Genomic DNA, 18,655 nt, shown 5'->3' with positions numbered 1-18,655 from the left:
CACGTACACGGAACTGAATCAGATGCCGCCACGGGAGCTTCGGACCGTTCAGGACCTGATTTCTGATGCCGAGTTTTTGAGCCGGGGGAGGGAAAGTGGCGGAGAGTCTTGAGCACTACATCCGGACCGTCGAGCAGATGGTCCGCGAAGAGCGCGTCCTGCACGAGCTCGCCGCCGCGCTGAAGCAGCCGGTGCCGGTCGTTCGTAAGGCGGTGCGCGCTCGCGCTCTGGCGACTCTCCCGAAGCGTGGCGGGCTCAACAGGTGGGCCGCCGCGATCAAGGTGAAGGCCAACCAGGAGATCCGCGGCACGACCATCCACGTGAAGCTCCAGGGTGGCCGCAACTCCGACGGCGGCCGCTCGGACATCAGGCGCCTGGACGCCGGCAAGACCCGGCACCCGGCGTGGGGCCGCCGCGGCCGCGGTCAGTGGTCGGCCACCAGTGTGACGCCCGGCTACTTCACCGTGCCGGTGACAACCTCCGATGAGTGGTCGAAGGCTGCCGACCGCGGCCTGGACAAGGCGCTGGAGGTGATCCGCTGATGGCGCGTGATGTCGAAGCCGATGTCAATATCAACGACAAGTCGTCGCGGGGCCTGCGCTCGTTCCTGTCGAGCCTCAAGCGCGCCGACGACGAGGTCAAGAAGACCCAGAAGGACCTCGACAAGGCCACCGAGAAGACCGGCAAGTTCGGCCACGCCACCGACGAGAACGCCAAGTCCCTCTCGCGGCTGCACAACGAGCTGGGCATCGCGCAGCACGAGCTGGGGTCGCTGGCGCGCGCCTTCGCCAACGCCGGCACCGCGGCCGAGCGCATCGACATCAGCAAGGCGATGCGCAAGCAGCAGACCGAGATCCGCAACCTCAGCAAGAACGCCGACATCCTCAAGGCCCTCATCCCGGATGAGAAGGAGGTCACCCAGGAGGTCTCGAAGTTCACCAAGGTCTTCGGTGGGAGCCTCAGCGAGTCGCTCAGCTCCGTCGGCGCCGTCCTGACCCCCGTCCTGGCGGGCGTCGGTATCGCGGCGGCGCCGATTCTCGGGAGCACCGTTGCGGCCGCTGTGATCGGCGGTGCAGGCCTCGGCGGCGTCATCGGCGGCCTGGTGCTGGTCTCCAAGGACCCGCGGGTTCAGAGCGCCTTCAAGGGCGCCGCGTCCGGTCTGAAGACCGAGCTGGAGGCGGCGGCCTCGTCGTTCGTCGAGCCCGCCATCGCCGGGATCCACGACATCGACAGCGCCCTGCACACCATCAACTTCAAGCAGATCTTCGGCGACTCGAGCAAGTACCTCGGCACGCTCACCCAGGGCGCCGCGTTCGCCATCGAGAAGATCGGCGACGGCTTCGAGAAGCTGGTCCACAACGCGGGCCCGGTCCTGGAGACGATCGGCGCCGGGATAGCCGGGCTGGGGGAAGCCGTCGGCCAGGTCTTCGACGAGCTCTCCGACAATGGCGTGGAGGCTGCCGCTGCTCTGCAGATCGTCTTCGGCGGGCTGAACGCCACCATCAAGGTCGTGGGCCAGAGCATCAACGTCCTCGCCGAGACCTTCGGCTTCCTCGCCAAGTTCGGCGTGTTCGGCCAGCAGGTCCAGCGTCAGTACTTCGGTATCGCGGCAGCGCAGCAGATCGCGGCGAAGACCGGCGGGGACGCTGCGCGCGCCATCGAGCAGACGGGGCTGTCGGCCGGCGCGGCGTCGGGCCCGCTGGTGTCGTTCACCGACAAGATGAACAACCTCTCCGACGCGGGGCACGCCCTCTACGACTCGACCACCGACGTGGGCGCCGCGGTCGACAGGTTCAAGAAGTCACTGAAGGAGAACGGCAAGACCCTCGACGCGAGCACGGAGAAGGGCCGCACGAACCGTCAGGCGCTCAGCAGCCTCGCGCAGTCCTACCTCGCGCAGTACAACGCCACGGTCAAGGTCAACGGCGAGGGCAAGAAGTCCAACGACGTCGCGGCGCAGAACCGGGCCGCGTTCATCCGGCTGGCCACGCAGATGACCGGCAGCGCGGCGAAGGCCAAGGCGCTCGCCGACCAGCTCGGGCTCATCCCAGCCAAGAAGAACACCACGGTCAACGCGAACACCCACGACGCCGAGGCCCGCGTCAAGGCGCTGCAGGCCAAGCTCGACGCCCTGCACGGCAAGACCATCACGGTCACGACGGTGCTGCGGACCAACAACGCCGGCGACGAGGCCGTACATGGGCACCGCGCGGCCGGCGGTCCGGTGACGGCGGGCAAGCGCTACATCGTCGGCGAGCGCGGTCCGGAACAGTTCGTCGCGCCCGGCAACGGCCGCATCATCCCCAACGAGCAGCTCGGCGGCGGGGACGTCCACGTCTACATCGGCAACGAAGCGGTGGATTCCCGCGTGGTGCGGGTCGTCCGCGAGGAGAACCGGCAGACGAAGCGGCGGGCCGTCGCGAGGAGCGCAGCATGAGCCTCACCGCCACGTTCGACGCCACCTTGAGCCGGGTCCAGCTTGCCGCCACGGCGCTGACCGTCGGCACCGAGGCGCTGTTCGAGTGGAGCCCGAACGGGTCGCGGTGGACGACTGTGCGCGGCGGCACGGCGGTCACGATCAGCGGCTCCGACACGGCCGACCTCGACGACTACGAGTTCCTGCCCGGGGTCGTGAACTACTACCGCGTGAAGGACGACTCGAACGTCTTCTCGACCACCATCACCCCGAGCCAGACCGGCGTGTGGCTGAAGTCGATCTACCGGCCGTACCTCAACCGGGTCGTCCAGGTCGAGAGCCACGAGGACATCGTTCGGGCGGGCCGCAACGTCCTCTACAACATCGTCGGCCGGTCCGACCCGATCGCGGTGACCGACGTCCGTCAGTCCCGCGAGTGGTCGATGTCGCTGTGGACCGACGACCTGGCCGACGCCGACTCGCTCGAGCTGGTGTTCGCCAGCGGCGACCCGTTGCTCATCCAGGTTCCCGCGGGCTCGACGATCCCCGGCGGCTACGTGGTCGTCAACGAGATGGTCCGGCGCCGGTTCGGTGTGCGCTCGGTGCGCCGCTACTTCGACCTGGCGCTGGTAAACGTCGCCGCGCCCGGCCCCGACATCGTCGGCTACACGGTGTCCTACGGGTCGCTCGCCGCCGACTTCGACACCTACGCCGACCTCGACGCCGCCTTCGCCACGTACTCGCTGATCCCGAGCTACGTGTCGTCCCCGGACTCGGTGATCGTGCCATGAGGGCCGTCAGCGACCGCTACCTGCGGACCCTGAGAGGCTCGCAGAGCTTCGTGTCCGAGGCGTGGCTGGTCGAGCCCGGCCAGACCGGCGTCGAGCCCACCGGGACGCTGCTGGACGTGGTCTCCGGCGACGTGGACATGGACTCCGGCGCCGACGTCCGCTCGACGCTCGACCTGACGGTGGCCGGCAGCACCCTGTCGGACCTCGCACCGAGCGGCAACGAGGCGTTCGTCCGGCGCGGCCTGCGGTTCGGCAACGACGGCGTGGAGTGGGTCAGCCTCGGCTACTTCCGCATCACCGCGGTCGAGCAGGCGGACATCAAGGGCGCCGTGCGGGTGGCCGGCTCCGACCGGATGCGCAACCTCATCCGTGCCCGGATCGAGTCGCCGATGCAGTTCGGCAAGACCGAGACCTACGGCGACGCGGTCGATCTGCTCGTCCACCAGGTGCTGCCGTGGGCGACGATCGAGTGGGACGACGGCAGCGACACCCAGGCCCTCAACCGGGTGCTGGTGACCGAGGACGACCGGTACGCCTTCCTCAACGAGCTGGTGACCGGGCTCGGGAAGATCTGGTACTGGGACTACCGCGGCGTGCTGGTCATCAAAGACCCGCCCGACCCGGGCGTCTCCGTGTGGGACGTCACTGCCGGGAAGGGCGGCGTGCTCGTCAGCGCCTCGCAGGAGGTCAACGACGAGAACGTCTACAACGCGGTGATCGCCACCGGGGAGTCGCTCGACGACACACCGCCGGTGTCGGCGAAGGCGTACGACAACAACCCGGGCAGCATCACCTACTACTCGGGCCCGTTCGGCCGCTCGCCGCGGTTCTACAGCTCGCCGTTCATCACCACGGCCGAGCAGGCGGCCAGCGCTGCGCGGAAGCTGCTGCTGGACAACCTCGGCATCCCGTACGCCGTGAACTTCCAGAGCATCGTCAACCCCGCGCTCGAGCCCTACGACCCGGTGAAGGTGAAGTTCCCCGGCCACAGCGAGGTGCACGTCATCACCCGCCTCACGGTCCCGCTCGACAACGCCGCGATGCAGGCGGAGACGAAGGAGAAGACCGTGACGCAGATCGGGGTGGGGTTCTGATGCGCAGCGAGGACCTCAGCACGCTGTTCGCCACCGAGCAGGCGCCGGGCTGCTTCCGGATGGGCTACGTCGTGGCGTTCGAGGTCACCGACGGGACCAACACGGTGCGCATCGACCAGACCGAGCTCGCCGACGTCCCCTTCGTCGACATGGGCGGTGCGCCGTTCCTGGCCGCCGGGGACACGGTGCTGCTGGCACAGATGAACAACTCGTACGCAATCGTCGGCCGGCTCACCGTCCCGCCGTTCTAGAGGAGCAGCTATGGGAACCACTGCGCAATACCACTGGCCGTACCCCGAGGACAGCGACGCCCCCGACATCCCGACCGACATGAAGGAGCTCGCGGACGCGGTCGACACGTCGCTCGGGAACCTGGAGAGCGTGCTCACCAACGAGGTGTCGGAGAAGCCGATCTGCACGGCGGTCCAGTCCGTCACGCAGTCCGGCTGGACGTCGGCCACGTTCACCGCGATCACGTTCACCACCGAGATCAAGGACTCGCACGGCATCCACGACAACTCGTCGAACACGTCCCGGTTCGTCATCGGCAACCGGCTCGGCTGGTGGAAGGTCAGCGGCGCCTACGTGATCCCGGCCAACAGCAACGTCACCATCGCGCGCGCCCAGGTCCGCAAGAACGGCTCGTCGGACATCACCGGCTCCGCCGCCGGCCTCTACCAGGGCTCGACCGCCGGGACCGTCGGCATCACGACCCCGACAGTGTTCGTGGAGGCCACCAGCTCGTCGGACTACGTGGAGCTGATGGGGCAGCTCACCGCGTCCGGCGGAACGATCGGCACCGGCGCCGCAGGTGCCAGCGCCTGCTCGTTCACCGCCGAGTGGATTCGCGAATCGTAGGCCAACCACGCCCCGGACAGTTCCGCTCGACAGGAGACGATCATGACCCTCAACCTTGCGACCCTGGTCACCACCGAGTTCGCCGCCACCTACAAGAACGTCCTCGACCTGTCGACGCCGACCGACACGCTGAAGGTCAAGGCCGGATACAAGCTCACCAGCGGCACCGGCTCCGGCATGGCGGACCGCATCTTCCACGACCAGCGGACCATCAACGCGTCGGCGAACGAGGACCTGGACCTCGCGAGCGGCACCCTGGTGGACCCGTTCGGCAACACGTTCACCGTCGCCAAGCTCAAGGCCGTGCTCGTGCAGGCGGCGACCACGAACGTCAACAACGTGAAGTTCTACCGGCCTGCGTCCAACGGCGTCCCGTGGACCACCGCGGGCAGCGGCATCGACATTCAGCCGGGCGGGCAGATCGCGCTGGTGTGGCCCGGCGCCGGGATCACGGTCACCGCGGCCACCGGAGACCTGATCAACGTGGCCAACTCGTCGTCGGGCAGCGCGGTCACCTACAAGGTCGTCCTCGTCGGGACGAGCGCGTGACATGCAGGCACTCGAGTACGCATTCTTCCTACTAGCGCGGGAGACGGATTCCATGGCGCAGGACAGCGGGATGGACCTGGCGTCGCTGGGTCCGTCGAACGGCAGCGACGACACGGCGGCGATCAACGCCGCGCTGAACAGCCGGTCGATCGTGATCGGCTACCCGGGCGAGACGTACAAGATCACCGCCGCGCTGCAGCTCAAGAAGAGCAACAGCGCCCTGATCATGTTCGGGTGCACCATCCAGGCCGTCGGTGGCGGCTTCAACATGCTCACCAACGGCTCGGGCGGCCGGCTCACCGACGTGATGATCGCCGGTGGCACCTGGAACCGCGGGTCGACCGCCGGCGGCACCGGCAACCAGCTCCACTCGATCTTCCTGCGGCAGATGGACCGGCTGACGGTGCAGGACCTGCGGGTGTCGACCGGGGTCGGGAAGTACGCCGTCGCGATCGGCGACGTCACCGAGGTCAAGGTCCGCAACATCTCCCTCTCGACGTTCTCCGACGGCATCCACTTCACCGGCCCGGCCCGGGCGGTCGACGTGCGCGCGATCTCCGGGACGACCGGCGACGACATGGTGGCGTTCACCGCTCGCGACTGGCCGGCCTACGACGACGTGCGCGGCGACATCACCGACGTGACCGTGGACGGGGTCTACCCGAACGGCTCGCTGTGCGCCCTGAAGGTGACGGCGAACAACACCGAGAAGGTGAAGAAGCTCAGCGCCCGCAATATCTCCGGCACCACGTCGCTGCGGCCCATCGCCATCACCTACGACCCCGGCTCGGGCTCCCCGGCTGTCGGACCGGCGACGGTGGACGGGCTCAACATCGCCGACATCGACGTGCAGCTCAACAACACCACCCAGCCGTCGCTGATCTGGATCCGCAACATCACCTCCACCGACGTCACGTTCAGCCGGGTGCGGGTGCGGCAGACGCTCAACAGCGGCAGCGGTGGCCAGGTCTTCCTCGGCGACCAGGGCTCGCAGATCGGCTCGCTGACGATCGACGGCGTGCTCATGGCGTTCCCCGCGAACAACAGCGCGAAGCTGCTCGTCATCGGCGGTGCGGCCCACGTCGGTGTCTCGCGGGTCAACCGGGTGCACTACCAGAGCACGTGGACCGCCTCGGCCACGCCCGTGTCGACCACGGACGGCGCTACGTCAACCTTCGGCAGCAGGACGGAGACGGATGTCCAGCTGATCAGCTGAGCTTGTCGCGGTCCGGGCGGCGCGTGTAGCCGGGGATCGGTGCCACCGTGACCCCGGCCCGGTCTGCGCATTCCGTGCACAGGAAGACCATGTGCACGAAGCCCGGATAGACGCCGTCGGCCGGACGCTCGCCGCCGCCGGTGCACTCAGGCTCGCGGCAGTGAGGCAGGTCTAGGTCCGGGGGCGGCTTGGGCTGATACCAGACGCCATCGGCCAGCTCGACCAGGCCGGAGCCGGGCTCGGCTGCGAGTTCGCGCATCACGGAGCGCCTGGGCGGGTCCGAGGCGGGCGTGTCGGACAGCCACTCGGGCGGCAGGTCGTTGGCGCGCTGGTCGATCTCGTCCCCCATGGGAGACCACCTCCTCCTGCGACGGAGCGCCCCCGGGCCACGCTCGCAGGGCAACGACCCGGGGGGCTATGCGGCGGAGGTTACGCCTACGCAGGATGTGTGTACAGGATGTAGCCAAAGGACGTACGTAAGGTTTGGCGGTACCTAACGTGATCAAGGTGGGACTGAAGGGGCGCTTGTACACGACGGGCGACATCGCCGACCGGCTCGGCGTGGGCCGCCAGCAGGCATACGTCGTGTCACGTCGGCGCGGCTTCCCGGAGCCCTGGGACGAGTGGGCAGACGGCAACGCCATCTGGCGCAAGGAAGACGTCGAGGCGTGGATCAAGACCAGCCGGTACGCCGAGGACGAGTAGCGGCCTTTAGCGTCTAAAGCGGCCCGCCCCCGAATGGGAACGGGCCGCGTTGGTTTCCAAGCGTCAGGGCAAGAACGGGCCGTGCTTCTCGGCGTCGTAGATGGCGGCTGGTACGACACGACTGCCGGACAGGCGGAGCACCTTGCCCTCAGCCGCCATGTCCGCCACGAACTGGGCCTTCTCCTCGTCGGTGGTCGGGCCGAGGCGCCACTGCAGGATCATCGCGACCGTGTCCATTGCCCTCTTGGTCATCGACGGACGCAGGTGCTGCGGCAGCTCGAAGATGGCGGAGTCGATCTGCGTCAGGCCTTCGGCGAGCAGCCACAGTCCCTTGCCAATCTCGCCAGGCAGGGCTTCGACGCAGGTCTCGCACGCCGGCCCGCCGTTTTTGACGCCCACGGCGATCGAGTGGAGGTAGTTCTCGTCCAGGAGGCCGCCGCAGACAGAGCATTCCTCGTCACTGCGTCCGAAGACGAGCACGGGCATCCAGGTGGTGTCGGTCATGGTCAGTTCCCCTTCGACGAGGTGGTCAGGGCGGGCACCGCGCCGCGCCGCTGCAAAAGCTCCAGTGCCAGCGCCAGATGGTGCTCGCACAGCAGCACCTCGCCGACCGGGTCGACGGCCTCGTTGCCGCACCGCTGGTACTTCCCGCTGTAGCGGCACTGCGGTCCGCGGGTCACCGCGCACCGCCACCGAGGATGAAGCCGATCATGATCAGCCCGGCCCACCAGGCGAGCGCGTAGACGACGTGCAGGTAGTCGTCGAAGGTCCAGCGGGTCTTGGCCGGCGCCTCCAACTGGCGGGCCACCTCGTGCGCGACCATCGGCCGCAACACGTCCTGGATGGGCGCCAGGTGCTCGACGGGCGCCTGGCCATTGGCCTGGGCGGTAAATTCGTTCACGGTCGCAGCTCCTCTGCGATCAGGGCCCGGACTGCTGCCGCTGGTGGTCCGGGCCTTTCACGTATATGTCCTTCCGACGTCTTCCGGGGCGAACGTCGCCATCGTGCTGGGCGTCGTGCTCTTCGCGATGAAATACACGCGGGCCGGCCCGGTCGTGCGGGCGTCGGTGTGCGCCGTCGTGCTGCTCGGCTTCGTGATCCTGGCCCGGCCGTCCCCAAGCGTCGTGCGGGCGGCGGCGATGGGCGCGATCGGGCTGATCGGCCTGGCCTCCGGGCGGCCCCGGGCGGCGTTGCCGGCGCTGGCCGCGGGGGTCGCGGGGTTGATCCTGTACGACCCGGAGCTCGCCGCCGACCCGGGGTTCGCGCTGTCCGTGCTCGCGACGGCCGGCCTCCTGCTGCTCGCTCCGCCGTGGCGGGACGCGCTCCGGCGCCGCGGATGGCCCCCGGGCGCGGCCGAGGCGCTGGCCGTCCCGGCGGCCGCGCAGGTGGCCTGCGGCCCGGTCGTCGCCGGACTGTCCGGCACGGTGAGCATCGTCGCGATTCCGGCCAACCTGCTCGTCGTGCCCGCGATCGCGCCGGCCACGCTGCTCGGCGTCGCCGCCGCCCTGATATCGCCGGTGTGGCCGGCCGGCGCGGAGTTCGCGGCGTGGCTCGCGCACTGGCCGGCGAAGTGGCTGGTGCTGGTCGCGACCTACGGCGCCCGGGTGCCGGCCGGGGCGCTGCCGTGGCCGGGCGGGGTCCGGGGTGCGCTGCTGCTCGCGGTCATCACGGTGGCGCTGCTTGTTGCCGCGCGTCGACCGTTGGCGCGGCGATTGGTGCTGGTCGTGGCGCTGGCGGGGATGCTGGGCGCGCTGCCGGTGCGGGTGATCGCCGCGGGCTGGCCGCCGAAGCACTGGATCGTGGTGGCGTGCGCGGTCGGGCAGGGCGACGCGATCGTGCTGCCGGCCGGGCCCTCGCGGGCGGTGGTGATCGACGCCGGGCCGGAACCCGATCCGGTCGACCACTGCCTGCGGCGGCTGCGGGTGAGTGAGGTCGTGCTGTTCGTGGTGAGCCACTTCCATGCCGATCACGTGGGTGGGGTGGCCGGGGTGTTCCGTGGGCGGGCCGTTCGGGCGGTGGTCGGGCCGGACTGGCCGGAGCCGACGGCCGGGCGTGCGTCGGTCGAGGCGGCGGCGAGGGCGGTCCGGCTGCATTCGGTGGGGCCGGGCTGGGGGTACTCGGTGGGTGGGCTGCGGTTGAGCGTCCTGGGGCCGTACGAGCCGCTGCACGGCACCAACTCCGACCCGAACAACAACTCGCTGGTGCTGCGGGCCGAGGTCGACGGCGAGACGGTGCTGCTGCCGGGGGACGCGGAGACCGAGGAGCAGGACGAGCTGCTCCGGCATCTCGGGCCGGCGGCGCTGCGGGCCGATGTGTTGAAGGTGGCGCATCACGGGTCGAGCTATCAGGCGCCGGAGTTTCTCGACGCCATCGATCCGGCCGTTGCGCTCGTGTCGGTGGGGAAGGACAACGACTATGGGCATCCCAATGCGCCGCTGCTCGGGCGGCTTGCTCGTGGGGGAGCGCGGGTCATGCGTACGGACCAGCAGGGTGATCTCGCCGCGGTCGCCACCGGTCATGGGCTCGCGGTGGTGGCCCGCGGGTCTCCGCCGGCGCACTGAGCGGCCAGAATGCCGGGATGGAGCGAGAGCCGATCACGGCAGGCGATCTGGTCCTGCGGCCGTTCGTGGTGGCGGACATCCCGTGGGTTCACGACGTGTCGCTGGACCCGGCGGTGCAGCGATTCCTGCAGATCCCGCTGCCTTACCGCAGGTCCGACGCCGAGTACTTCGTTCGTGAGATGGCGATCGCGGCGTGGGAGCGCCGGGAGCGGGCCGAGTTCGTGGTGACCGGCGCGGGGGACGGCGCGCGGTTGGGACGGGTCGGGCTCGGGCTGGACGGGAGCGGGGCGGCGCAGATCGGGTACTGGATGGATCCGGCGGCGCGGGGGCGCGGGGTGGCCACGGTGGCGGTTCGGGCGTTGTGCCGGTGGGCGTTCGAGCAGCTCGGGCTCGGGCTGGTCGAGTGGCGGGCCGAAGTGGGCAACGTCGCATCCCGGCGGGTCGCCGAGAAGGCGGGCTTCCGGTTGGAGGCCACGCTGCGACAGCGACTCGTGCATCGCGGGGTGCGGGTGGACGCATGGATCGGCTCGATGCTGCCGTCAGAGATGCCGACACGCCCGGGATCGACCGATTAGTTCGGTCTTGTGGCTGATTCTTGGCGTCTTACGCCGGTCGATGGGCTTGGTAGCGGCGCGGCCGGGGGCACAGACATCCAGCCTGATCGAGCGACTCTACGACGACCGTTACATGTCGGGACGCCGATATGTCTGCTTTCGCATTCGGTGATCGGCGTTCTGCGCGTAGGAGTGAGCCTCGCGGAAACGTCAGCCCCCCGTGCGACGATATTGAGCGTGAACACCGCACCACCTCCCGAAGCGTTGCTGCTCGTCCTCGGCGACGAGGAGTTGCTCGCCGCCCGCGCGATCACCGCGGCGGTCGACGCGGCGCGGGCGTCCGACCCCGGCGCCGATGTCCGGGAGTATGAGGGCGGTGCCATCAGCGCCGGCGAGGTTGCCGAGATGTTGAGCCCGTCTCTGTTCGGCGGGCGGCGGGTGCTGGTGATCCGCAGTGGACAGGATGCGCGGAAAGACCTGATCACCGCGCTGCTGGCGTATGCGAAGAATCCCGATCCCGAGGTCACGCTGATCGTCGCGCACCTGGGTGCGGCCAAGGGCAAGGCGCTCGCCGACGGGCTGCGCTCGGCCGGCGCGACCGTCGTGGCCGCGGCCAAGCTCAAGGGCGACCGGGAGCGGATCGCGTTCGTGCGCGACGAGTTCCGGCGCAACGGCGGCAAGTGTGACGAGGCGGCCGCGTCCGCGCTGCTCGCCTCCGTCGGCAACGACCTGCGCGAGATCGCGGCGGCCTGCTCGCAGTTGCTCGCCGACACCGACGGCAAGGTCACCGAGGCCGTGGTGGCGCGCTACTACAAGGGCCGGGCCGAGGTGAGCGGCTTCACGGTCGCCGACGCCGCGATGATCGGCGATGTGCCGGGCGCGCTGGAGGCGCTGCGGTGGGCGCTGCACGTCGGCGTCGACCCGGTGCCGATCGCCGACGCGATCGCGGACGGTGTCCGTACGGTGGCCAAGGTTGCCGCCGCCGGGCGAGGCAACCCGTATCAGCTCGCGAGCACGCTCGGCATGCCGGCATGGAAGATCCAGCGGGCGCAGGAACGCAGCCGGGGCTGGACGCCCGAGGGGCTGGTCGACGCGATGCGCGCGGCGGCCGACTGCAACGCCGCGGTCAAGGGCGGGGCGGAAGATCGGGGCTATGCGCTGGAGCAGGCCGTTTTCGCCGTCGCGGCGGCCCGTCGTGGGGCAGGGGCGCGATGAGCCGGAGCCGGCGCAGCGAGGGGGCGCATCAGCCGCTGTACGCGCGTGTGCTGCGCCTGCGGCATGTGGCGCCCAGCGGGTTCCTCTGTTTCGTGTTCCTGGAGGGCACGGTCGCGCTGGGTGCCTTGCTGGCCCTGGCCGAGTTGGTCAGTTGGTGGGGCGTGATCGTGCTGCCGATGACCGTGGCGCTGATGGTCAAGCTGAACGACGTGATCGCCGGCGCGCTGACGCCGCGGGGCAGGTCGGCCGGGCGGGCAACCGCGCGGGCGGAGGTCTTGCGGCCGGCCCCGGCGGGTGCGCCGCCGATGCGGATCGCCGAGGAGGCGACGACCCGGCTGCCCGGGGTGGTCAACCGTGATTTCGGCGGGCCGGTGATGCGGCCGTGGGCCGAGCAGGCTGAGGCGCAGCAGCAGAGGGTCCGCCAGTCGGCGATGCGCCGCTACGAGTGACCCGAGACCGGCCGCCTGACGGTGGCCGGGCGGCGCGGATGTGTGGCTGAGGGTGCTCGCCGGCGCCGCGAGCTTGGCGAGGCGCGCCTGGGTGTGCGGCGGCGGCTCGGCATCGGCAGGCCGGGGGCGGCAGAGTGCACGGCGGGGCTCGCCTGCGGGTGAGCGGCGGATGCCCGAAAGCGGCGGGCTCGACAGCGGGTGAGCGCGCGGACGCCGAATGCGGCCGGATGCGCGGCGGTCAAGAAACCGGCCGGGTTCATGGCAGGAGCAAAGGCAGCCGGGCGCGAGGCACACCTCAAGCCGCAAATCTGAAAGCGGCTGAGTGCGCAACAAAAGCACCTGAAACGACGCGGGCATCGCCTCGGGCCTTGTGGAAGGCCCGGCGATGCCCGGGTGTGGTCGTCAATGACCGGCTCGCCGGTGGCGAGCCTTGGCGCGGCCGCCTCCGTGCCGCCGCGCCGGAACCTGACGAATCAGGCAGCCTGACGGATCAGGCAGACAGCGAGGCGATCCGCTTGGCGATGGCCGACTTGCGGTTCGCCGCCTGGTTCTTGTGAATGACGCCCTTGCTGACCGCCTTGTCGAGCTGACGCGAGGCGTCACGCAGCAGCGCGGTAGCCGTCTCGGCGTTGCCCGCCTCGCTCGCTTCGTTGAGCTTGCGAATCACGGTCTTCAGCGACGACTTGACCGACTTGTTGCGCAGCCGGGCCTTTTCGTTCTGCCGGTTGCGCTTGATCTGGGACTTGATGTTCGCCACGCGACAGCCTTGTCCTGACTAGGTGTTCGGAAACTGGTCTCAAGCGCGGTGGTCACCACCGTCGATCGCCCTCGAGCAATCGGCTGCCGGAACAGCGAACAGCGGCGCGTCACCACACGCGAGGAACCAGACTACCAGCACCGCCGCGACCCGCCAAAACGGCCCGGGCCGGGTCACCAGCCCCGGCGCTCGGCGAGCCAGGCCAGCGCTTGTTCGCCGCTGAACCGCTGGTGCTGGCGGCTGTGCGGGGAGGCGCTGCTGGGGCCGTCGGCGGCGCGAACCAGCCAATATCCGGCGAGTGCCGCCAAGGCCCCATCCACCCCCTCATCGGGCGCGTTCCACGGTTCCAGGAGGGCATCGGCGTCCAGGCCGCTCGCGAACGCGGTGACCAGCAGCGTCACGGTGTCGAACCAGGGAGCGCCCAGGCACGGCCAAGTCCAGTCGCACAGCCACGCCCGGCCGGAGCGATCGATCATGACATTGTCGAGACGCAGGTCACCGTGCATCATCCGGCGGCCGGACGCCACGTCGGGCAGGGATCGCTCCAGGGCCGCGAGCTCACGGAGGCGTACGGGCGCGGGAGTGCTTTTCGCTGTTTTGGGCATGGGCTCGCGACCGGCCGCGATTTCGGACCACCAGGACATTTCGGCGCGCAGAATGTCCGGCAAAGTGGGCATGCCGATCGCCAGAAGCTCCGGCGGCGGATCTTGCAGGGCCTCGGCGGCCGTCGACCAGGCGGACAGGGCGGCGTCCAGCTCGGCCGGCGGCCACGGCAGGGCGGGCATGTGGCCGTCAATCGCGTCCAGACATAGGACGAAAAAGCCGGAATCGGCGAGCGTCCATCGCGGCCGGGGTGCGCTGATCTGCTCGGGCAACGCCGAGGTCAGGGCGGCTTCCCGCGCGTACCACCCGGATGTGGGGTTGGTCAGTGGCGCGGCCTTGACAAATACCCGCAAGCCGGTCGAAGTCGTGAGAATCGCGGCGAAGGCGCGGGTGAAGCCGCCGCCGGCGCTCTGCGCGCGGACGACGGGGGCGCCGAGGCGGGCGGCGATGGTATTTCTGAGCGATTCCGGCAGGTCAGACCAATTCGGGCGTACGGCCGTAGCACCGTAAGCGATTTCGGGCAGGGAGATCGGCCGCACCCGTCCATCCTGCCGTCCCCGATTTTGTCGTACCCCCCTGGCAGGATCCTGCCCATGAGAACCGACGACTTCTGGGCGGTCATCGGCCGGGCGACCGCCGATCGGCCCGCTTCCCCGGGTGAGGTGGCCAAACGCGCCGCCGCCGACCTGGCCACCCGCGACCCGGAAGAGATCGTCGCCTGGGCCCGCCACCTCGACAAGGTCATGGTCGCCTCGGGAACGCAAGACCTGTGGGCGGCGGCTTACCTGATCAACGGCGGTTGCTCCGACGAGGGCTTCGACGGCTTTCGCGGCTGGCTGATCGCGCACGGGCGAGAGGCCGTGGCGCGATCCGTGAAATCGCCCGACTCGCTGGCCGACGTTCCGGCGGTGCGGGCCGCCGCGGAAAACGGGGCGGTGTTCGAGGCGGGAGAGGTGCTGACGATCGCCGAGGAGGCCTATCGGCAGGCGACCGGGTCCCGGATGCCGCTCGGGGAAAAGCCGGTGACCAGGCCGGACGCGGCCGACCTGTGGGATTTCGACAACGAGGAGGAGATGCAGAGGCGATTGCCGCGGTTGTCGGCTTTGTTCCTCGAGCCGCCGGAGTAGGTGGCTCGAGCCGTGGCCGGAGAGGCGGCCACGGCGTGGGAATCCGGGTCGAGCGTGGGGAGCGCTCGGGGGAGACTCGGGCTCATGGAGGCTGGACAGGGAACGGTCGCGGCGGTCAGTTGTAACGACACCTACGCGTTCACGAAGCCGGTGCGGCACGAGATCGTGCTGATCGCCGGGGTCGGAGTGGCGGGCGACGTGCACGCGGGTGTGCACGTGAAGCATCGGGGCCGGGTGCGGGCCGATGCGACGCAGCCCAACTTCCGGCAGGTGCACCTGATTCAGCAGGAGTTGTTTGCCGAGGTCGGCGCCAAGGGATACGCGGTCGCGGCGGGCAATCTGGGCGAGAACGTGACGACGAGCGGCATCGACCTGCTCGCGCTGCCGGTGGGGACGATCTTGCGGTTCGGTCCGGCGGGGACGGCCGGCGGTGGCGCGGAGACGGCTGGCGGTGGCGCGGAGACGGCCGTGGAGGCCATGGCGGGTGGGCGTGGGCACACCGCGGGGTTGGGCGCGGCTGCGGCCGACCGGGGCGGGCTGAGACTGGCTGAGGCGGGTGTTGGCGGGCTGGGCGCGTCCGCGACGGTGGGCGGTGCGGGGCTGGACGCCGCTGCGGCTGCGACGGCGGACGGTGCCGGGCTAGGCGCCGGTGCGGCTGCGATGGCGGAGGGCGCGGGCTCGCGCGCGACGGGGGCGGCGGAGGGTGCTGGGCCGGACGTGATGGCGGTCGGCGGTGCCGGGCTGGGAGCCGGGGGGACGCTGGCGGCTGTGCTCGAGGTTGCGGCGGCGGCCGAGCTTGATGCGGCTACCGCGGCGTCGGCGGTGGCTCTTGCGGCCGCGGCGGCTCGGGATCGGGCTCGGGGGGACGATCCGCGGCCGGCGATCGTGCTGGCTGGGCTTCGGAATCCGTGTGCGCAGATCAACGTGTTTCAGAAGGGGCTGCTCAAGGAGGTCATCGGGCGGGGCGCGGACGGTGACGTTGTCTACAAGGCGGGCGTCATGGCGGTTGTGCTGCGTGGTGGGGCCGTTCGGCCGGGTGACGTGGTCTGTGCCGAGCTGCCGCCGGCTCCGCATGCGCCGCTTGAACGGGTGTGATCGGGGCTCGCACGCGGGCGTGGGACGATAGAGCGTGCCGGTCTTTGCCGGCGACCTCCGCGCCGGCTTATCGGCGGCGCGAAACGGGCCGGCTCATCGCCGGCGCGAATGCCTGTTGCCGGTGCTACCGCCGGCGGTGGATCGCTCGAGGAGACCGGTGGTCGCTCGAGAAGACCGCCGACCGGTGGATCGCTTGAGAAGAACGGAAGATCGTGCCTGGACCGCTCGACCCTGCTGTGAATGTGATCGGGAATACCGACCCGAGTCGCATCCGCAACTTCTGCATCATCGCCCACATCGACCACGGCAAGTCGACGCTGGCCGACCGGATGCTGCAGATCACCGGGGTGGTCGACCCGCGTCAGATGCGCGCTCAGTATCTCGACCGGATGGACATCGAGCGCGAGCGTGGCATCACCATCAAGTCGCAGGCCGTGCGCATGCCCTGGGTGGTTCGTGAGGGCGACCAGAAGGGCGACTCGGCCGTCCTCAACATGATCGACACTCCGGGGCACGTCGACTTCACGTACGAGGTGTCGCGCAGTCTCGCCGCCTGTGAAGGTGCGGTGCTGCTCGTCGACGCGGCGCAGGGCATCGAGGCGCAGACGCTCGCGAACCTGTACCTCGCGATGGAGAACGACCTCCACATCATCCCGGTGCTCAACAAGATCGACCTGCCGGCCGCGCAGCCCGAGAAGTACGCCGAGGAGCTGGCCAAGCTGATCGGCGTCGACACCTCGGCGGTGCTGCGGGTCTCCGGCAAGACCGGCGTGGGCGTGGAGCATCTGCTCGACGAGATCGTCCGGCAGTTCCAGCCGCCGGTCGGCGACGCCCAGGCGCCGGCGCGAGCGATGATCTTCGACTCGGTCTATGACGTCTATCGCGGCGTGGTCACGTACGTCCGGGTCATCGACGGCCGCATCGAGGCCCGCGACCGGATCAAGATGATGTCCACCGGCGCCGTGCACGAGCTGCTCGAGATCGGCGTCGTCTCGCCCGAGATGGAGAAGGCGGGCGCGCTCGGCGTCGGCGAGGTGGGCTACCTGATCACCGGCGTGAAGGACGTGCGCCAGTCCCGGGTCGGCGACACCGTCACCGGGAACATCCGGCCCGCCACCGAGCCGCTGGGCGGCTACAAAGATCCGAAGCCGATGGTCTACTCGGGCCTCTACCCGATCGACGGCTCCGACTACCCGGCGCTGCGTGACGCGCTCGACAAGCTCAAGCTCAACGACGCCGCCCTGGTGTACGAGCCGGAGACGTCGGCGGCGCTCGGCTTCGGGTTCCGCGTCGGCTACCTCGGCCTGCTGCACCTCGAGATCATCGGCGAGCGGCTGGAGCGCGAGTTCAACCTCGACCTGATCTCCACGGCGCCGAACGTGGTCTACCGCGTCTACACCGAGGACGCGGAGGAGAAGGTCGTCACCAACCCGAGCGAGTTCCCGACCGGGAAGATCGCCGAGATCCACGAGCCGGTCGTGCGGGCCACGGTCCTGGTGCCGAACGAGTACGTCGGTTCGGTCATGGAGCTGTGCCAGAGCCGTCGCGGCAGTCTGCTCGGCATGGAGTACCTGTCCAGCGAGCGGGTCGAGCTCCGCTACACGCTGCCCCTCGCCGAGATCATCTTCGACTTCTTCGATCAACTGAAGAGCAAGACGAAGGGGTACGCGTCACTCGACTACGAGCCCTCCGGCGAGCAGGTGGCCGACCTCGTCAAGGTGGACATCCTGCTGCACGGCGAGCCGGTCGACGCGTTCAGCGCGATCGTGCACAAGGACAAGGCCTACAACTACGGCGTGACCATCGCCAGCAAGCTGCAGAAACTCATTCCGCGGCAGCAGTTCGAGGTGCCGATCCAGGCTGCCATCGGCGCCCGGATCATCGCGCGGGAGACGATCCGGGCGATCCGCAAGGACGTGCTCGCGAAGTGCTACGGCGGTGACATCACCCGTAAGCGCAAGCTGCTCGAGAAGCAGAAAGAGGGCAAGAAGCGGATGAAGATGGTCGGCCGCGTCGAGGTGCCGCAGGAGGCCTTCATCGCCGCGCTGTCGACATCCGACTCGGTTGACACGAAGGGTGCGTCCAAAAAATAAGTCGGTTTGGTTTCTGCGGTACTCGGGAAATCTGGGGCTCGACGGACGCAACGGATGCTCCACCCCCGAGGAGGAACCTCATGACTGTCACCGGCATCATCACCGCGCTTATCGTCGGTCTGATCATCGGTGCGCTGGGCCGCTTGGTCGTGCCCGGCAAGCAGAACATTCCCATCTGGCTGACCATGGTCATCGGTATCGTGGCGGCCCTGCTCGGCACGGTTCTGGCCCGGGCGTTCGGCGTTGCCGAAACCAAGGGCTTCGACTGGATCGAGCTGGCCTTCCAGGTGGTTCTGGCCGCGGTCGGTGTGGCGCTGGTCGCCGGCATCGGCAGCCGCCGCCGCCTTACCCGCTGACGCGAGCAGCTCGCCTCGGCGAGAAGTTTGTGGCGAGGCAGGCAACGACGCTTGTCGCGAAGCAACCAACTGGCTGAGGCGGGCTGTGAGCCCACGGGGACAAGCAATTCTCCCCACATGTGAATAACGAAAAGCGCCGGGCCTGGTTCAGGTCCGGCGCTTTCGCGTGCGTCAATTTCGCGAAGGGGGAGAGGGGGCCGTGCGAAGAAGAAGGGC

At 69.4% G+C, this 18,655-nt stretch carries 22 protein-coding genes and 1 pseudogene; 17 read left to right on the top strand and 6 right to left on the bottom strand.

Annotated features, from left to right (window positions below):
- The first annotated feature begins 95 nt into the window (after nt 1–95).
- From ACZ6TB_RS37355 to ACZ6TB_RS37320, 8 genes are read left to right on the top strand one after another with little or no spacing between them, the layout of a single operon-like run.
- Nucleotides 96–542 carry a hypothetical protein gene (locus ACZ6TB_RS37355; RefSeq protein WP_465562765.1) on the top strand — a complete coding sequence of 149 codons (447 nt, stop codon included), beginning with the start codon at nt 96–98 and terminating at the stop codon, nt 540–542.
- A complete protein-coding gene (locus ACZ6TB_RS37350; protein ID WP_465562761.1) occupies nt 542–2,437 on the top strand; it encodes a hypothetical protein in 1,896 nt (631 codons plus the stop codon). The genes ACZ6TB_RS37355 and ACZ6TB_RS37350 overlap by 1 nt, the downstream gene beginning before the upstream one ends.
- Complete coding sequence (locus ACZ6TB_RS37345) at nt 2,434–3,207, top strand: hypothetical protein (RefSeq protein ID WP_465562758.1); 774 nt, start codon at nt 2,434–2,436, stop codon at nt 3,205–3,207. The genes ACZ6TB_RS37350 and ACZ6TB_RS37345 overlap by 4 nt, the downstream gene beginning before the upstream one ends.
- The gene (locus ACZ6TB_RS37340) at nt 3,204–4,301 is read left to right on the top strand and encodes a DUF5047 domain-containing protein (RefSeq protein ID WP_465562756.1); all 1,098 of its coding nucleotides are present in this window, start codon (nt 3,204–3,206) and stop codon (nt 4,299–4,301) included. The genes ACZ6TB_RS37345 and ACZ6TB_RS37340 overlap by 4 nt, the downstream gene beginning before the upstream one ends.
- Complete coding sequence (locus tag ACZ6TB_RS37335; RefSeq protein WP_465562755.1) at nt 4,301–4,552, top strand: hypothetical protein; 252 nt, start codon at nt 4,301–4,303, stop codon at nt 4,550–4,552. Before ACZ6TB_RS37340 ends, ACZ6TB_RS37335 begins: the two co-directional genes overlap by 1 nt.
- 10 nt (nt 4,553–4,562) lie before the next feature.
- Nucleotides 4,563–5,159 (top strand): hypothetical protein, encoded by a 597-nt coding sequence (locus tag ACZ6TB_RS37330; protein ID WP_465562753.1) that lies wholly within the window; start codon nt 4,563–4,565, stop codon nt 5,157–5,159.
- A 42-nt stretch (nt 5,160–5,201) separates the two neighbouring features.
- Nucleotides 5,202–5,708, top strand: a complete 507-nt coding sequence (locus tag ACZ6TB_RS37325) for a hypothetical protein (protein WP_465562751.1) — start codon at nt 5,202–5,204, stop codon at nt 5,706–5,708.
- Between the two features lies 1 nt (nt 5,709).
- A complete protein-coding gene (locus ACZ6TB_RS37320) occupies nt 5,710–6,924 on the top strand; it encodes a hypothetical protein (protein WP_465562748.1) in 1,215 nt (404 codons plus the stop codon).
- Here the strand turns inward: ACZ6TB_RS37320 and ACZ6TB_RS37315 are convergent.
- Nucleotides 6,917–7,273 carry a hypothetical protein gene (locus tag ACZ6TB_RS37315; RefSeq protein WP_465562746.1) on the bottom strand — a complete coding sequence of 119 codons (357 nt, stop codon included), beginning with the start codon at nt 7,271–7,273 and terminating at the stop codon, nt 6,917–6,919. The two genes, ACZ6TB_RS37320 and ACZ6TB_RS37315, sit on opposite strands and share 8 nt — an antisense overlap.
- A gap of 158 nt (nt 7,274–7,431) precedes the next feature.
- Here ACZ6TB_RS37315 and ACZ6TB_RS37310 point away from each other — a divergent pair, with 158 nt between their 5' ends.
- The gene (locus ACZ6TB_RS37310; protein WP_465562744.1) at nt 7,432–7,629 is read left to right on the top strand and encodes a DNA-binding protein; all 198 of its coding nucleotides are present in this window, start codon (nt 7,432–7,434) and stop codon (nt 7,627–7,629) included.
- 63 nt (nt 7,630–7,692) lie between these two features.
- Here ACZ6TB_RS37310 and ACZ6TB_RS37305 read toward each other — a convergent pair whose 3' ends face one another.
- The 3 genes from ACZ6TB_RS37305 to ACZ6TB_RS37295 are packed head-to-tail and all read right to left on the bottom strand — an operon-like array spanning nt 7,693 to nt 8,530.
- Entirely contained in the window at nt 7,693–8,133 is a 441-nt protein-coding gene (locus ACZ6TB_RS37305; RefSeq protein WP_465562742.1) for a hypothetical protein, read from the bottom strand.
- Nucleotides 8,134–8,135: 2 nt separating this feature from the next.
- A complete protein-coding gene (locus ACZ6TB_RS37300) occupies nt 8,136–8,309 on the bottom strand; it encodes a hypothetical protein (protein WP_465562739.1) in 174 nt (57 codons plus the stop codon).
- Nucleotides 8,306–8,530 (bottom strand): hypothetical protein, encoded by a 225-nt coding sequence (locus ACZ6TB_RS37295; protein ID WP_465562738.1) that lies wholly within the window; start codon nt 8,528–8,530, stop codon nt 8,306–8,308. The genes ACZ6TB_RS37300 and ACZ6TB_RS37295 overlap by 4 nt, the downstream gene beginning before the upstream one ends.
- A gap of 70 nt (nt 8,531–8,600) precedes the next feature.
- Between ACZ6TB_RS37295 and ACZ6TB_RS37290 the strand changes: the two are divergent.
- The 4 genes and pseudogenes from ACZ6TB_RS37290 to ACZ6TB_RS37275 form a co-directional block, all read left to right on the top strand.
- Nucleotides 8,601–10,190, top strand: a pseudogene (locus ACZ6TB_RS37290) (ComEC/Rec2 family competence protein); the annotation flags it as partial.
- 17 nt (nt 10,191–10,207) lie between these two features.
- Nucleotides 10,208–10,765 carry a GNAT family N-acetyltransferase gene (locus ACZ6TB_RS37285; RefSeq protein ID WP_465562736.1) on the top strand — a complete coding sequence of 186 codons (558 nt, stop codon included), beginning with the start codon at nt 10,208–10,210 and terminating at the stop codon, nt 10,763–10,765.
- Nucleotides 10,766–10,981: 216 nt separating this feature from the next.
- Entirely contained in the window at nt 10,982–11,959 is a 978-nt protein-coding gene (gene holA, locus ACZ6TB_RS37280) for a DNA polymerase III subunit delta (protein ID WP_465562734.1), read from the top strand.
- Nucleotides 11,956–12,408, top strand: a complete 453-nt coding sequence (locus ACZ6TB_RS37275) for a hypothetical protein (protein WP_465562732.1) — start codon at nt 11,956–11,958, stop codon at nt 12,406–12,408. Before holA ends, ACZ6TB_RS37275 begins: the two co-directional genes overlap by 4 nt.
- A 490-nt stretch (nt 12,409–12,898) precedes the next feature.
- Here the strand turns inward: ACZ6TB_RS37275 and rpsT are convergent, their stop codons facing one another.
- On the bottom strand, nt 12,899–13,165 hold the full coding sequence (gene rpsT / locus ACZ6TB_RS37270) for a 30S ribosomal protein S20 (RefSeq protein ID WP_465562730.1): 267 nt from the start codon (nt 13,163–13,165) through the stop codon (nt 12,899–12,901).
- Nucleotides 13,166–13,338: 173 nt separating this feature from the next.
- Nucleotides 13,339–14,307, bottom strand: coding sequence for a phosphotransferase family protein (locus ACZ6TB_RS37265; RefSeq protein ID WP_465562729.1), 969 nt, complete (start codon nt 14,305–14,307; stop codon nt 13,339–13,341).
- 54 nt (nt 14,308–14,361) lie between these two features.
- Between ACZ6TB_RS37265 and ACZ6TB_RS37260 the strand changes: the two genes are divergently transcribed.
- The 4 genes from ACZ6TB_RS37260 (at nt 14,362) to ACZ6TB_RS37245 (ending at nt 18,439) form a co-directional block, all read left to right on the top strand.
- On the top strand, nt 14,362–14,895 hold the full coding sequence (locus ACZ6TB_RS37260; RefSeq protein ID WP_465562727.1) for a DUF4240 domain-containing protein: 534 nt from the start codon (nt 14,362–14,364) through the stop codon (nt 14,893–14,895).
- Between the two features lie 84 nt (nt 14,896–14,979).
- Nucleotides 14,980–15,990 (top strand): MOSC domain-containing protein, encoded by a 1,011-nt coding sequence (locus ACZ6TB_RS37255; RefSeq protein ID WP_465562725.1) that lies wholly within the window; start codon nt 14,980–14,982, stop codon nt 15,988–15,990.
- A 212-nt stretch (nt 15,991–16,202) separates the two neighbouring features.
- Nucleotides 16,203–18,083: a translation elongation factor 4 gene (lepA, locus tag ACZ6TB_RS37250; protein ID WP_465562722.1), complete on the top strand. Its 1,881-nt coding sequence runs from the start codon at nt 16,203–16,205 to the stop codon at nt 18,081–18,083.
- 80 nt (nt 18,084–18,163) lie between these two features.
- Nucleotides 18,164–18,439, top strand: coding sequence for a GlsB/YeaQ/YmgE family stress response membrane protein (locus ACZ6TB_RS37245; protein ID WP_465562720.1), 276 nt, complete (start codon nt 18,164–18,166; stop codon nt 18,437–18,439).
- Nucleotides 18,440–18,655: the final 216 nt, after the last annotated feature.

This window comes from Actinoplanes sp. NPDC051537 (assembly GCF_055586105.1).
Note: the sequence above shows the minus strand (reverse complement) of the source record. Positions and strands in the feature narration are given on the sequence as shown.